Annotated in this window: 14 protein-coding genes and 1 pseudogene; 8 read left to right on the forward strand and 7 right to left on the reverse strand. The window is 65.3% G+C overall.

From position 1 onward, the window contains the following. The first annotated feature begins 76 nt into the window (after positions 1-76). The 3 genes and pseudogenes from cysE to RE429_RS08405 all read left to right on the forward strand — a co-directional run. A complete protein-coding gene (gene cysE, locus RE429_RS08395; RefSeq protein ID WP_414473853.1) occupies positions 77-913 on the forward strand; it encodes a serine O-acetyltransferase in 837 nt (278 codons plus the stop codon). Between the two features lie 96 nt (positions 914-1,009). After that, positions 1,010-1,222: a DUF3126 family protein gene (locus RE429_RS08400; RefSeq protein ID WP_414473854.1), complete on the forward strand. Its 213-nt coding sequence runs from the start codon at positions 1,010-1,012 to the stop codon at positions 1,220-1,222. A gap of 266 nt (positions 1,223-1,488) precedes the next feature. Continuing rightward, positions 1,489-1,632: pseudogene (locus RE429_RS08405) on the forward strand (DapH/DapD/GlmU-related protein); the annotation flags it as partial. A 237-nt stretch (positions 1,633-1,869) separates the two neighbouring features. Here the strand turns inward: RE429_RS08405 and RE429_RS08410 are convergent. After that, on the reverse strand, positions 1,870-2,553 hold the full coding sequence (locus RE429_RS08410; RefSeq protein WP_414473855.1) for a transglutaminase-like cysteine peptidase: 684 nt from the start codon (positions 2,551-2,553) through the stop codon (positions 1,870-1,872). Positions 2,554-2,948: 395 nt separating this feature from the next. On the opposite strand from RE429_RS08410, the gene RE429_RS08415 reads away from it, so the two are divergent. Continuing rightward, positions 2,949-3,767 (forward strand): rhomboid family intramembrane serine protease, encoded by an 819-nt coding sequence (locus RE429_RS08415; RefSeq protein WP_414473856.1) that lies wholly within the window; start codon positions 2,949-2,951, stop codon positions 3,765-3,767. A 130-nt stretch (positions 3,768-3,897) separates the two neighbouring features. Then, the gene (locus RE429_RS08420; RefSeq protein ID WP_414473857.1) at positions 3,898-4,329 is read left to right on the forward strand and encodes a CBS domain-containing protein; all 432 of its coding nucleotides are present in this window, start codon (positions 3,898-3,900) and stop codon (positions 4,327-4,329) included. On the opposite strand, the gene RE429_RS08425 is transcribed toward RE429_RS08420, so the two are convergent. From RE429_RS08425 to folE, 5 genes are all read right to left on the reverse strand, one after another. Continuing rightward, the gene (locus RE429_RS08425; protein WP_414473858.1) at positions 4,330-5,337 is read right to left on the reverse strand and encodes a patatin-like phospholipase family protein; all 1,008 of its coding nucleotides are present in this window, start codon (positions 5,335-5,337) and stop codon (positions 4,330-4,332) included. Positions 5,338-5,411: 74 nt separating this feature from the next. Then, on the reverse strand, positions 5,412-6,587 hold the full coding sequence (locus tag RE429_RS08430; protein WP_414473859.1) for an MFS transporter: 1,176 nt from the start codon (positions 6,585-6,587) through the stop codon (positions 5,412-5,414). A gap of 111 nt (positions 6,588-6,698) precedes the next feature. Further along, positions 6,699-7,456, reverse strand: a protein-coding gene (locus RE429_RS08435) for an IS5 family transposase (RefSeq protein ID WP_414471476.1) whose coding sequence is annotated in 2 segments (ribosomal slippage) — positions 6,699-7,120 and positions 7,120-7,456 — 759 coding nt in all. Because the reading frame shifts where the segments join, the coding sequence is not laid out codon by codon here. A gap of 129 nt (positions 7,457-7,585) precedes the next feature. Then, positions 7,586-8,002: a phosphoribosyl-AMP cyclohydrolase gene (gene hisI, locus RE429_RS08440; protein ID WP_414473860.1), complete on the reverse strand. Its 417-nt coding sequence runs from the start codon at positions 8,000-8,002 to the stop codon at positions 7,586-7,588. A gap of 31 nt (positions 8,003-8,033) precedes the next feature. Further along, on the reverse strand, positions 8,034-8,669 hold the full coding sequence (gene folE / locus RE429_RS08445) for a GTP cyclohydrolase I FolE (protein ID WP_414473861.1): 636 nt from the start codon (positions 8,667-8,669) through the stop codon (positions 8,034-8,036). 178 nt (positions 8,670-8,847) lie between these two features. Between folE and RE429_RS08450 the strand changes: the two genes are divergently transcribed. The 3 genes from RE429_RS08450 to thrS all read left to right on the forward strand — a co-directional run bounded on the left by RE429_RS08450 (position 8,848) and on the right by thrS (position 11,726). Further along, positions 8,848-9,294 (forward strand): iron-sulfur cluster assembly scaffold protein, encoded by a 447-nt coding sequence (locus RE429_RS08450; protein WP_414473862.1) that lies wholly within the window; start codon positions 8,848-8,850, stop codon positions 9,292-9,294. Continuing rightward, entirely contained in the window at positions 9,294-9,635 is a 342-nt protein-coding gene (gene yidD, locus RE429_RS08455) for a membrane protein insertion efficiency factor YidD (protein WP_414473863.1), read from the forward strand. Before RE429_RS08450 ends, yidD begins: the two co-directional genes overlap by 1 nt. A gap of 78 nt (positions 9,636-9,713) precedes the next feature. Continuing rightward, positions 9,714-11,726, forward strand: coding sequence for a threonine--tRNA ligase (thrS, locus tag RE429_RS08460; RefSeq protein WP_414474154.1), 2,013 nt, complete (start codon positions 9,714-9,716; stop codon positions 11,724-11,726). 65 nt (positions 11,727-11,791) lie between these two features. Here thrS and RE429_RS08465 read toward each other — a convergent pair whose 3' ends face one another. Next, entirely contained in the window at positions 11,792-13,165 is a 1,374-nt protein-coding gene (locus tag RE429_RS08465; protein WP_414473864.1) for a CBS domain-containing protein, read from the reverse strand. Positions 13,166-13,232 lie beyond the last annotated feature (67 nt).

Raw genomic sequence — 13,232 nt, forward strand, 5'->3', positions numbered from 1 at the left:
CGTTCCGGGATCTATGGTAAGGGGCGGGGACTTCCTATGTATGCCCTTTGAAAGGGCGAGCCGGCAGGAGAATATCATGACACAGACCCGCCTGAAGTCCGGGAGCCCGGATTTTCTCGCCGGTAAGGTCGATCCGATCTGGAGCCGCCTCCGTTCGGAGGCCGAGGCCATCGTCCAGAGCGAGCCCGTCCTGGCAGGATTCGTGCTGAGCGCCATCCTGCATCAGCCGAGCCTGGAAGCGGCGGTGATCCATCGCGTCGCCTCGCGCCTCGGCCATGCGGCGCTGCCGGCCGACATCATCGAACAGGTGTTCCTCGAGGCCGTGGAACAGGACAAGGGCATCGGCCAGGGATTCCGCGCCGACATCAGCGCCGTGCTCGATCGCGACCCCGTCGTGACCCGGGCCATCGAGCCCGTGCTCTATTTCAAGGGCTTCCACGCCATTCAGACGCATCGCCTCGCCCATTGGCTCTGGAACCGGGGGCGGCAGGATCTGGCGCTCTATCTCCAGAGCCGGTCCTCCGACACGTTCCAGACGGACATCCATCCCGCGGCCCGGATCGGGCGCGGCATCTTCCTCGATCACGCCACCGGCCTCGTGGTCGGTGCGACCGCCGTCATCGAGGACAATGTCTCGATGCTCCAGGACGTGACCCTCGGGGGCACCGGCAAGGAGCGCGGCGACCGCCATCCGAAGATCCGGCACGGCGTGCTGATCGGAGCCGGCGCCAAGATCCTGGGCAATATCGAGGTCGGCCATTGCGCGAGAATCGCCGCGGGTTCCGTGGTGCTCAAGCCGGTGCCGCACAACGCCACCGTCGCCGGCGTTCCGGCCAAGGTGGTCGGGACGGCCGGATGCGACGAGCCCGCCCGGGCCATGGATCATCTGATCTCGGAAGCCGACGGGATCTGACGGGGAGAAAAGGGAGAGCGCGGACCCAACCCCGCTTGCTCGCGTTGCCCCGGCGTGGCAATGGCTGAGGCCGGACATATTCAGAAAGGACCTGTAGTGGACAAAACGGAGATGGCGAAAGTCGAGCGCTACCTGCGCCAGACCTTTGCGAACCACTCGATCCGGGTGGTCGGTCGCCCGAAGAAGGCCGACTCGGCGGAAGTTTACATCGGTGAGGAATTCCTCGGCGTGCTCTTCGTCGACGACGAGGACGGGGACCGCTCGTTCAACTTCACGATGGCGATCCTCGATACGGATCTCGAAGACTAGGGGTACTCCTCACGGCAGAGCTCTTACAGGCTCTGCCGCTTTCATGTCCGGAACCAGCGATGCCCATCTACAGCCTCGACGATGTTGCTCCCATCCTTCCCGACGAAGGCAGGTTCTGGGTCGCCCCGGACGCCCATGTGATCGGCAAGGTGCGGCTGGGGTCCGATGTGGGCATCTGGTTCGGAGCCGTTCTGCGCGGCGACAACGAATTGATCGATATCGGCGAAGGCAGCAACATTCAGGAAAGGGCCGTGCTCCATACGGATATGGAGGCGCCGCTCAGCGTCGGTTCCGGCTGCACCATCGGCCACGGCGCGATCCTGCATGGCTGCACCATCGGGGAGAATTCCCTGATCGGCATGGGGGCCACGGTGCTCAACCATGCGCGGATCGGCAGGAACTGCCTCGTGGGTGCCAATTCGCTCGTGACGGAAGGCAAGGCGTTTCCGGACAATTCCCTCATCGTCGGCGCCCCGGCCCAGGTGGTCCGCGTGCTCGACGAGGCCTCGGTCGAGACGCTGCGCTGGTCGGCGCAGATTTATGTCGCGAACTGGAAACGCTTTTCAAAAGGAATGAGGCGGATCGACTGACCCGCCTCATGATCGATCCGGACGATGCGGACCGGCGCCCTGGGCGCCGGTTTCGTTTTAGCGGTTCGCGGTCGTGGTCGGCGAGGTGGCGATCCCGCCCAGCGAGACCCAGCCAACCTGATATTGGCTCTCGCGCTTGATGTACACGTAGCCGGTGCGGGTCCATGGGAGGACCGACGACGTCTTGTTGTCGAGCACGTAATCGCCGCGGTTGGTGCGAACCAGCAGCACCGCATGGCCTTCGCCGAGTTCGTCGATCACGACGGTCATGCGCATGGCGCGGCGGGGCAGGCCGCTCTCGGCCAGAATGCGGCGCTTCAGAAGCTGGAAATCCTCGCAGTCGCCTCGGCCGTCCTCGGCGAAATCCCAGACGTCCACGACGCCCCAGTGATCCGCATCCGTGACGGCCTGGATCGTGGAGTTCACGCGCTGGTTGACCGAAACGATGGTCTTCCAGATCTGCGGCGTCAGCTCGATCACTTCCGGTTCCGTCACATCGACGGCGCACTCGGTGGGATTGCTGTCGCAGAACTTCGTCCAGGCCAGGAGGGGCTTTGCCGAGCCCATGCTCACGAGCGGGTTGCTCGAGGTGGGAAGGGACGCAAGGGTCTGAGCCTGGGCCGCCTGTCCTGCGAAGGTCAGAAGGGCGGAGACGAAGGCTGTCTTGATGAAAGTGCGTGAGAAGGAAAACGTCCCGGTCAGACCGTTGAAAAAGCCATTTTTGAAAGAAGCCTGCCGCATGCCCCACCAGCCGGTTAATGTTCTTTTAACCAAACTGACATGGTTGGATTCTGGGCTCAAGCAGAAAGTAAAAGGTGAGTTAACGCGTCGCGCCCCGAGACGGTTCCTTTATGGTTAACAAAAAAGTGGAGGGTCCGACGGAATGAGGAAAATTTTCCTCGAAGAAGCGTAAGGTCGAGCTAAGCGCTTGGTTTTGCTTGCGCCGCGGGCCACATAGAAGGCTTAGAGCATCGAACGTGAAACGTGGGAACCGGTTTCGCGTGAAAAGATGCTCAAGACCATGGACTGACCGCATCGGATGAGGGTTCGATGTCACGTCCGATGCTGTAAATGAAACGTCACCGCTGCTGACGGCCTCGATTCCTTCATGCTGCCAGCTCAAGAAAAAGTTGTCCATGCCCCTGCCTCAGCCCCGTGCGCGCGAGCCGATTTTCAACCTTCCGCCGGTCGTGACCGCCAGCATTCTCGCTCTTGTGGCGATCCACGCCTTGCGCATGTTCCTCCTCCCGGAGGAGACCGATTTTCAGGTGGTGATCGACTGGGCCGTGATCCCCGCCCGCTGGTCCGTCGCCTATGGCGGGGTGGAAGGCCGGGAGATCGTCCGGATGCTGCAGGATGGCGCGCCGGCGGATGCCATGGGGCCGATCGCGGCTTACGCCCAATATGTCCTCGGCGACGGCGAGGGACGTCCGTGGACGGCGCTGACCTATACGCTGCTGCACGGGTCCTGGGCCCATGTGCTCATCAACAGCATCTGGCTCGCGGCTTTCGGCACGCCGATCGCCCGGCGCTGCGGAGCCGGCCGGTTCTTCCTGCTCTCGGCGCTGTCGGCGATCGGCGGGGCCGTGCTCTACGCGGCCATGAACCCGACGCAGGTCTTTCCGCTGATCGGCGCCTCGGGGGCGGTGTCCGGCCTCATGGCGGCGGCTTCGTGGTTCATGTTCGCGCCGGCGGCCTGGCTGTGGGAGGGGCGGCTCTCCGAACCGCACGAGCGACCCCGCCAGGGGCTGGGGGACCTCATCCGCAACCGGTCGTTCCTGATCTTTCTCGGCGTGTGGTTCGCCACCAACTACCTGTTCGCCTTTGCGCAGCCGATCGGGATCGGTGAGGGCACCATTGCCTGGGAGGCGCATGTGGGCGGCTTCCTGGTGGGCCTCGTCGTTTTTCCCTGGCTCGACCCGCTGCCGGCGCGCCGAAATCGCCTCTCGGCTTGAAAGCGCCCTTTTCCGCCCAATCATCCTTTTGGCTGACGTTGGGGCACGTCTCCCGCCTGGGAGGCTTTCCCGTCAGCTTGGCGGTCGCGAGGGCTGGTGCCCCTTGCCTCCGCGTAATGGGAGGAAAAGCATGAATGTCGATCAGATCCTTTTGCTGAAAGGGCGCAATGTCGTCTCCATCGAAGCGGACCGCTCCTTGGGCGAAGCGGCGCGGCTTCTCTCCGAGCGGAGGATCGGCGCTGTCGTGGTGGTGGACGGCCGGAAGCCCGTTTCCGGCATTCTCTCGGAGCGCGATATCGTCCGGGCCGTCGCAGCGCACGGTGCACGGGCTCTCGACGAACCCGTGTCGCGCTTCATGACCGGAGAGGTCGTCACCTGTACGTGCCTGAACTCCGTCAACGAGCTGATGGAGCTGATGACGCAGCAGAAATTCCGGCACGTGCCCGTCGTCGAGGGCGGGCAGCTTGTCGGCATCATCTCCATCGGCGACGTGGTGAAGCAGCACGTCGAGGAGGTCGAGGCAGAAAGTCAGGCGATCAAGGAATACATCGCGACCGCCTGATCAGGCGCCTTGCGTCTCCTGGATGAGCTCCAGGATATCCGGCAGGGCGCGCTCGGTGGCCTGCCGTCCGAGACCGATGCATTCCTGCGCGCGGTGGAACTCGAACAGGCCCATCTTGGCGAGCTTCGGCGCGATCATGACGTCCGGCGGGTCGCCCGCGAGGCGCGAGCGCGCGATGCGGTCCTGCGTGATGTTGAAGGCATCGACCATGACGGTCGCCATGCCCGGCGCGTTGGGCTTTCGGGACCTGTCCGCGCGCGTTCCCGAGAAGAGGGCCCATTTGCGCGGCGCCTCCTCGATGACCTCCTCGATCTCCTTCTCGTCGCTCGTCTCCGCATCGTAGGACTGGATCACCGTTCCCCGGACGCGTACTTCGCCGTTGAGGTTCACGCAGATCACGAGATCCGCCCCGAGGGCCCGTGCCGCCGTGATGGGGATCGGGTTCACCAGGGCTCCGTCCATGAGCCACCGGCCGCCCACGAGGACGGGGTCGAACACGCCGGGGAGGGCGTAGGACGCGCGCATGGCCTGGACGAGGGGACCACGGGTCAGCCAGATCTCGTGCCCGCTCGTCAATTCGGTGGCGATGGTGCAGAATCGGATCGGTAGCGTCTCGACGCGCCGGTCGGTGAGGTCCTGGTCCAGGAGGCGCTGCAGGCGCCCGCCCGCGATCAGGCCCGCTCCGCTGAAATGGAAATCGAGCAGCCCCATGACGCGCCGCTTCGTGAGAGACAGGGCGAAGGCCTCGAGTTCGTCGAGCTTGCCGGCCGCGTAGCAGCCGCCGACGACTGCCCCGATGGAGCATCCGGCGATCACGTCCGGAACGATTCCGGCTTCGTCGAGAGCCCGCAGCACGCCGATATGGGACCAGCCCCTGGCCGCGCCGCCCCCGAGAGCCAGGCCGATCCTGACCTTCGTGCGCGGCATACGCTCCACGGGCGGCCTGACGTCCATGTCGCTTCCGCTGCCCCCTCCGGCGTTGCGCCGGGCTATTCCATCCCACAACATCGCTCAACTCCAAGGCCGCTTTGCCCGATCATGCGCCGAGCTCGTGAAAAGCGCATGAATGCTGCCCTTAAGTTTCACCTAGGTCGCGTTGCCGAAAACTGAACAGCGGACGGGCGCAGGGCACGGTGCGACAAGATGATGATGGTGATGGAAAAGAGGATCAGAACGCCCAGCATGGCGCGCAGCCCGAACAGGTCGCCGCCGAAGCCGATGAGCGGCGGGCCCGTGAGATAGCCGCCGTAGCCGAGAGTGGCGACCATCGCCACGCCCACGCTCGGCGGGATTCCCTCCATCTGCGCGGCGGTGCTGAAGAGCACCGGCACGACATTGGCGAGGCCGAGGCCCACCAGGGCGAACCCGACCGTGGCCGGGACCGGCTGCGGCGCCAGGATCGCGAGGGACAGGCCGGCGGCGGCGAGCAGGCCGCCGAGCTGCACCGTTCGCGTGCGGCCCAGGGCGCGCACCACGGCGTCCCCGAGGAAGCGGCAAATGGTCATCATGAGAGAAAAGGCCGCGAATCCCGTCACGGCGGTCTGCAGGTCCGCGCCCGTGACGGTCTGAAGGTAGATGGCGGTCCAATCGACCATCGCGCCCTCGACGACGAAGCAGAACATGGCCAGCACGGCGACGAGGACGACGGGCCCCCGCGGCCAGGCAAAACCGTGGCCTTCGCCACCATGCGCCGGTTTCGCTTCGCTCATCATGCCGAAGGCCGCGGCGGCGAAGAGCGCCGCCATGCCGAGGCAGGCGACGAGCAATGTTCCGGAGATCGAGAGGCCGAGCGCGATCAGCAGCCCCGAAATGGCCGCTCCCGCCAAGCCGCCGAGGCTGAAAAAGGCATGGAACGAGGACATGATCGCCGATCCCCAGGCCTTTTCGACCACGGTGGCGTTGGTGTTCATGGAAATGTCCATGGTGCCGTTGCAGCCTCCGGCCAGGAGAGCGGCGGCGATGAAGAGGGGAAGCGAGGGCGCCAGTCCGATCAGCAGGAGGGTGAGCGTGAACGCGAAGGCCGACGCGAGGGTCGCAGTCCGGCTTCCGACGATCGTGACGGCCCAGCCGATGATGGGCATGAGCGCGACCGCCCCGATCGAGAAGGCGAGCAGGCCGAGGCTGAGCTGTCCGTCCGAAAGGCCGAGCGCCGCCTTGAACCGGGGCAGCTGCGCCGCCCAGATGCCGATGCCGAAACCGTTGCCGAAGAAGGCAGCGCTGGCGGCTGCGCGGGCTGGGATGAGATCGCGTCGTGTCATGCCTTGGGCTTTTAGCGGGTGTCGGGTGATTTGAAACCCGCCGAAAACCGTGGGCGAGGCCTTCGATCCTGCAGGACTGGCTTATGGCAGGGCGCTAGGACGAATCCACATTCAGCACAGCCAGAGCATGATGGCGGCGAGGTGGATGAAGGCGAGGAAGTGGCAGGCGCGCCGGTCGTACCGGGTTGCAAAGCGTCGGCAGTGCTTGAGCTTGTTGAAGCAGCGTTCGATCCGATTGCGCAGTTTGTAGGCGGTGGCGTCATGGGCAATCGGCTGCTTGCGCGATCGGCTTGAGGGAATGACCGCCTCGGCGCCCATCGCCGCGATGGTCTGGCGCAGCTCGTTGGTGTCATAGGCCCGATCGGCCAGGACGGACCGGGCCTGGAAGCCGTCGAGCAGCGCCTTGGCGCCGAGGCAGTCGTGGCGCTGGCCGGCGCTCAGCAGGAAGCGCAGCGGTCGGCCGAGGCCGTCACAGATCATGTGGATCTTGGTGGTCAGACCCCCGCGGGAACGCCCCAGCGCCTGAGTGGCGGCCCCCCTTTTCCGGCGGCGGCCTGCTGATGGACGCGCACCAGGGTGGTGTCGAGCATGAGATAGTGATTGTCGCGATCCTTGATCAGCTCGGCAAACACCTGCTCCCAGACCCCGGCCTTGGTCCAGCGGGTAAAGCGGGCGTGGACGCTCTTCCATTTGCCGTAGCGCTCGGGCAGATGCTGCCAGAATGCTCCAGAGCGCAGCACCCACAAGACGCCGTTGACGAACAGGCGGTTATCCGCCCCGCTGCGGCCGGGGTCGCCCACCTTGCCCGGCAGCAGGGGGGCGATGCGCCGCCACTGGGCTTCGCTCAGTTCGTATCGCTTCACACCCATCGTCCGGCTCCGAATCAAACCACCTGCAACCCAGTGAGTCAGCTTTCTTCGCTCGTGTGAATCCTGAATGTGGATTGGCCCTAGAGCCTTTTCTTCGCAAAACCGGCATCCACTTTTGCGGAAAAGGCTCTAGGCCCGAACCAGGACGGGTTTTCCGTCCGCCGCTTCCACCTTGCGGTAGAAGCAGGAATGGCGGCCGGTATGGCAGCAGCCGCCGTCGCCCGCGACCTTCACCTTGAGCCAGAGGGCATCCTGGTCGCAGTCCACCCGCATCTCGACCACGGTCTGGACCTGCCCGCTCGTGGCGCCCTTGTGCCAGAGCTCGCCGCGCGAGCGCGACCAGTACCAGGCCTCGCCGGTCTCGAGGGTCCTGGCGAGCGCCTCCGCGTTCATGTGCGCGACCATCAGCAGCTCTCCCGTCTCCGCGTCCGTCGTCACGCAGGTGACGAGCCCGTCCGCGTTGAAGCGGGGCGTGAGGGCGGCGCCCTCCTCGAGATCGGCCTTCGAGCCTGGAGCCGGGAACGAGCTGGTAGAGGACGCGCACATGGTAATGTCTCTTTAGGGCTGAGGAGTTGCCTCAAGCCTTACCGTGCCGCACGAGCGTGAGGAAGCGGACCTGCTCTGCGGGATCGTTCTTGAAGGCGCCCGTGAACTGCGTCGTGAGCGTCATGGCCCCGGCCTTCTGCACACCGCGCATGGACATGCACATATGCTCGGCCTCGATCATCACAGCCACGCCACGCGGCTCGAGGGCCTGCTCCATGGCGGTCGCGATCTGCGACGTCATGGTTTCCTGGGTCTGGAGGCGACGGGCATAGACCTCGACGAGGCGCGCGAGCTTGGACAGGCCCACCACACCCTTGGTGGGGTAATAGGCAATATGCGCCATGCCGTAGAACGGTACCATGTGGTGCTCGCAATGCGAGTAGAAGGGAATGTCGCGCACGAGCACGATATCGTCGTAGCCTTCGACCTCGGCGAAGATCTTGTTCAGGACATCCTTGGGATCGTCGTCGTAGCCCGCGTAGAATTCCTTGAATGCCTTCGCGACGCGTTTGGGGGTCTCGAGGAGACCTTCCCGCTGCGGATCGTCTCCAGCCCACCGGATCAGGGTGCGAACAGCCGCTTCGGCCTCCTCGCGGGTAGGCCGTTCCTTGGGCTTGTCGGCGGCTGGATTCAGACGCGGGGACAAGGACTTAACCACATCACTCACGTGGAGCCTCTTTCTCACTCTAGAACTTTATGGAAGCGGAGAGTGCTTCCGGCGTTTCCATTTCCGTCTTCCGTCCTGGAGCCAACACGCAGCCCTATCGCGGAGTTCGGTCATGGTCTCTATATAGGTAGACAGGAGAGAGCGGAGCACATTCCCATGACGAACTCAATAGACCGGAATGCTGAACGATATCTATAGCCGCCGCATCCTGGAGCTTGCGGCCAATATTCCATTTCTCGGGCGGCTGCCCGAGCCGGATGGGTCGGCGACGGCTCATTCCAGGCTCTGCGGCTCGACCGTGACCGTCGATCTGAAGCTCGATGGCGATGTCGTAACGGCCTTCGCCCACGACGTGAAGGCCTGTGCGCTCGGCCAGGCGTCCTCCGCCATCATGGGGCGGCATGTGATCGGCTCGACCGCCGACGAGCTGCGGCACGTGCGGGAGACGGCCACCCGCCTCCTCAAGGCCGGCGGCGAGACGCCGCAGGGCAAGTGGGAGGACCTGAAGGTCCTCGAGCCCCTGCGCGACTACAAGGCCCGCCATGCGTCGATTCTTCTCACCTTCGACGCGGTGGTCGATGCGCTCGACCGGATCGAGGCGCGTCGTTCCCGGAGCGGCGATTGATGCCGAATCCCGTTCAGCAGGCGGCTCATTGGGCGATCCGGGGCTACCAGCTCAGCCTCTCGGGCTTCGTCGGCCGTCAGTGCCGCCATCTGCCGTCGTGCTCGGAATATACCGACGAGGCGATCCAGCGGCACGGCTTCTGGGCCGGAGGCTGGATGGGTTTCGCCCGAATCTGCCGCTGCGGTCCCTTCGGCACCCGCGGCATCGACAATGTTCCCGAAACATTGCCCGAAGGCTCCGGCTGGTATAAGCCGTGGACCTATGGTCGCTGGCGGGGCGTGAACGCTCCGGAAAATCCCTCTGCGATCACCTGCGAGTCAGCCGAACCTGACGGCGACTGACCCCGCCCCTGTCCAACAATCCGTCGGCCCCCGCTTACCTGCTCCGTTGGCAGGAGTGAGCCAGGAGATAACGTGACGATGATCACCCTGACATTTCCCGATGGCGCGCAGCGCCAATATGCCCCCGGCATCACCGGCCGAGAGATCGTGGAGGGCATTGCCAAGTCGCTCGCCAAGCGCACCGTCGCGATGGCTCTCGACGGCGTCGTGACGGATCTCGCCGATCCGATCGCCAAGGACGCCAGGATCGAATTCCTCAATCGCGAGGATCCCCGTTCGCTCGAGCTGATCCGGCATGATTGCGCGCACGTGCTCGCGGAGGCCGTGCAGGAGCTCTTCCCGGGAACGCAGGTGACCATCGGTCCCGTGATCGAGAACGGGTTCTACTACGATTTCGCCCGCAACGAGCCGTTCACGCCGGAGGATTTCCCAGCCATCGAGGCGAAGATGCGCGAGATCATCGCGCGCGACAAACCCTTCACGAAGGAGGTCTGGAGCCGCGACAAGGCCAAGCAGATCTTCAAGGAGAAGGGCGAGGCCTACAAGGTCGAGCTCGTCGACGCGATCCCGGAAGGGCAGGACCTCAAGATCTACTTCCAGGGCGACTGGTTCGATCTCTGCCGCGGTCCGCACATGACCTCGACGGGCAAGATCGGCAACGCCTTCAAGCTCATGAAGGTGGCCGGCGCCTATTGGCGCGGCGATTCGAACAACGCGATGCTCACCCGCATCTACGCGACCGCCTGGGTGAATCAGGAAGACCTCGACAACTACATCCGGCAGCTCGAGGAGGCCGAGAAGCGCGATCACCGCCGCCTGGGCCGCGAGATGGACCTGTTCCACTTCCAGGAGGAGGGGCCGGGCGTCGTCTTCTGGCACCCGAAGGGCTGGACGGTGTTCCAGGAGCTGATCTCCTACATGCGCCGCCGCCTGAAGGGCGAATACAAGGAGGTCAACGCGCCGCAGATCCTCGACAAGGCCCTGTGGGAGACCTCCGGGCACTGGGGCTGGTATCGCGAGAACATGTTCGCCACGCAGACCGAGGACGACCGCGTCTTCGCGATCAAGCCGATGAACTGCCCGGGCCACGTGCAGATCTTCAAGCACGGACTGAAGTCCTACCGCGATCTGCCGCTGCGCCTCGCCGAGTTCGGCAACGTGCACCGCTACGAGCCGTCGGGCGCGCTCCACGGCCTCATGCGGGTGCGCGGCTTCACGCAGGACGATGCGCACATCTTCTGCACGGAGGATCAGCTCGCGGCCGAGTGCCTGAAGATCAACGACCTGATTCTCTCGACCTATGCCGATTTCGGCTTCGACGAGATCGTCGTGAAGCTCTCGACGCGCCCTGAGAAGCGCGTCGGCACCGACGAGATGTGGGATCACGCCGAGGAGGTGATGACCCGCGTTCTGAAGCAGATCGAGGAGCAGTCGGGCGGACGCATCAAGACCGCGATCAACCCGGGCGAAGGCGCCTTCTACGGACCCAAATTCGAGTATGTGCTGCGCGACGCCATCGGCCGCGACTGGCAATGCGGCACCACGCAGGTCGACTTCAACCTGCCGGAGCGGTTCGGCGCGTTCTATGTCGATGCGGACGGCCAGAAGAAGACGCCCGTCATGGTGCATCGCGCGATCTGCGGCTCCATGGAGCGCTTCACCGGCATCCTGATCGAGCACTTCGCCGGTCACTTCCCGCTCTGGCTCGCACCCGTGCAGGCGGTCGTCGCCACCATCACGTCCGAGGGCGACGAGTACGCCATGGAAGTGGTCCAGGCGGCGGAGGCCATGGGCCTGCGGGTCGAGCCCGACCTTCGCAACGAGAAGATCAACTACAAGGTCCGCGAGCATTCGCTGGTGAAGGTGCCGGTGCTTCTCGTGGTCGGCAAGAAGGAGGCCGCCGAGCGCACGGTGTCGATCCGCCGGCTCGGCAGCCCCAATCAGCAGACCATGGCGCTTGATGATGCCTTGAGAGCGCTCGCCATGGAGGCGATCACGCCCGACCTCAGACGGGCCGCGCAGGCCGTCGCGGAGCCCGATGCGCACGCCACCCTCGATGGCCATCACGTGGTCGCGCGCACCGTGGCATAAGGTCGATTAGGACAAGCGAAGGCGGCGCTTCCGACAGGAAGCGCCGCCTTTTTCATGCCCCGGGGTCACGTCGTCTGCCGCTGGCGTCCGCTCTTGCGTCCGCCGGGAGCCGTGCCGGCCGTCGTTCCCGCCGTGCCGCTGCCGGGATTGCCGCTCATCGAGACGGCATCGCCCGCTTCCGTGCCCGTCCTGTGCTCGCCCTGCCTCTGGCCGGCGCGCAGGTTGTTCTGCACATGCGTGACGCCCGAGACGGATTCGGCGATGTCCTCCGCCCAGCGCTTCTCGTTCCGGTCACGCACGGTGCCGGTGAGGGTCACCTCCCGGTTCTGCACCATGACCTCGATTTCCGATGCGTCGAGGCGCGCATCGTCGCCGAGGCGCTCGTTCACGTCCTCGCGGATGCGGTCATCCGAGCGCTGGTAGTTGCGGGGTCCGCGCCCGCGATGGTCCTCGCGGCGCACCTCGCCCCGGCTCGCGGTGGCGTCGTTGTCGAAACGCGTGTTGCCGGGGCCGACGCCGTAATTGCTGTGGTCGCGCCGCTCGTTCACGAGGCTCCATGTGCGTTCGCGATCCTGCATGAGGCGGTCCTGCTCGCTGCTGTCGTCGCCGGGACGTGCGCGCTCGCCCGTGATGGTGGAGGCGCCGTAGCGCTTCGGATGATAGCCGCGCCCTGCGGAGCCGCGACCCGCATATTCGTCGCCGTAGTTCTGATAGCCCTCGCCGCCGAAGCCGCCGCGCATCCGCGCATCGCGCATGGCCTCCTCGCCGGGATAGCCGAAGCTGCCGAAGGCGGCGCGCACATCGTCTTCGTCGCGGTACCGGAATTCGACGCCGCCGCGCCGTCTGTCGCGCTCCGGATATCGGGGTGCGCCTTCATGATAATCGTGAGGACGGTGGCGCCAGTCGTCGTCCCCGCGCCTCAGACGTCGATCGAGCTCCCGCCGCTCGTCGCTGCTCAATCGCGCCCTGCCGCCCTGGCGGGTCTGATCGGCGCGGGCCGAGGTCGGCGTGCCCGTGCGGTCGGGTTCGGACGGGGTGGAGATGCGGTTCAGGGCGCGGGAGGCGTCGCCCTCGCTGTCGGTTGCGAGGTCGCCCAGCGCGACGATGCCGACGAGGTGCTTGTCGTGATCGACGACGGGCAGGCGGCGGATCTGGTGCTCGCTCATTAACTGCACGATGTGGCCGACATCGTCGTCGTCGAAGCACCACCAGACGTTATCCGACATGACGTCGCGCACGTGTGTCGTATCGGGCGGAAGACCCGCCGCCGTCGCGCGGACGGTGATGTCCCTGTCCGTGATCATGCCGCGCAGGCGGCGCCCGTCGCAGACGGGCAGCACGCCGACATTCATCTCGTCCATCAGCCGGGCGGCTTCCTGGACGGTTCTGTCGGGCGAGACCACGCGCACGTTGCGGGTCATGATGTCTGAAATTCTCATGAGCTTCATCCCTCGCAGGGTCACGCCACGGCGCCGGATCCGGGAATGGAATCCACGGTGCACGGGA

The organism is Microvirga sp. M2, assembly GCF_047497095.1.
Lineage (GTDB): Bacteria > Pseudomonadota > Alphaproteobacteria > Rhizobiales > Beijerinckiaceae > Microvirga.

What these genes read in the sequence shown, in the direction of transcription:
- RE429_RS08450 (WP_414473862.1), top strand. Translation starts at nt 8,848, where the DNA reads ATGCTGAACGATATCTATAGCCGCCGCATCCTGGAGCTTGCGGCCAAT.
- hisI (WP_414473860.1), bottom strand. Translation starts at nt 8,002, where the DNA reads ATGTGCGCGTCCTCTACCAGCTCGTTCCCGGCTCCAGGCTCGAAGGCC.
- RE429_RS08415 (WP_414473856.1), top strand. Translation starts at nt 2,949, where the DNA reads ATGCCCCTGCCTCAGCCCCGTGCGCGCGAGCCGATTTTCAACCTTCCG.
- RE429_RS08420 (WP_414473857.1), top strand. Translation starts at nt 3,898, where the DNA reads ATGAATGTCGATCAGATCCTTTTGCTGAAAGGGCGCAATGTCGTCTCC.
- RE429_RS08465 (WP_414473864.1), bottom strand. Translation starts at nt 13,165, where the DNA reads ATGAGAATTTCAGACATCATGACCCGCAACGTGCGCGTGGTCTCGCCC.
- thrS (WP_414474154.1), top strand. Translation starts at nt 9,714, where the DNA reads ATGATCACCCTGACATTTCCCGATGGCGCGCAGCGCCAATATGCCCCC.
- RE429_RS08410 (WP_414473855.1), bottom strand. Translation starts at nt 2,553, where the DNA reads ATGCGGCAGGCTTCTTTCAAAAATGGCTTTTTCAACGGTCTGACCGGG.
- RE429_RS08430 (WP_414473859.1), bottom strand. Translation starts at nt 6,587, where the DNA reads ATGACACGACGCGATCTCATCCCAGCCCGCGCAGCCGCCAGCGCTGCC.
- RE429_RS08425 (WP_414473858.1), bottom strand. Translation starts at nt 5,337, where the DNA reads ATGTTGTGGGATGGAATAGCCCGGCGCAACGCCGGAGGGGGCAGCGGA.
- yidD (WP_414473863.1), top strand. Translation starts at nt 9,294, where the DNA reads ATGCCGAATCCCGTTCAGCAGGCGGCTCATTGGGCGATCCGGGGCTAC.
- cysE (WP_414473853.1), top strand. Translation starts at nt 77, where the DNA reads ATGACACAGACCCGCCTGAAGTCCGGGAGCCCGGATTTTCTCGCCGGT.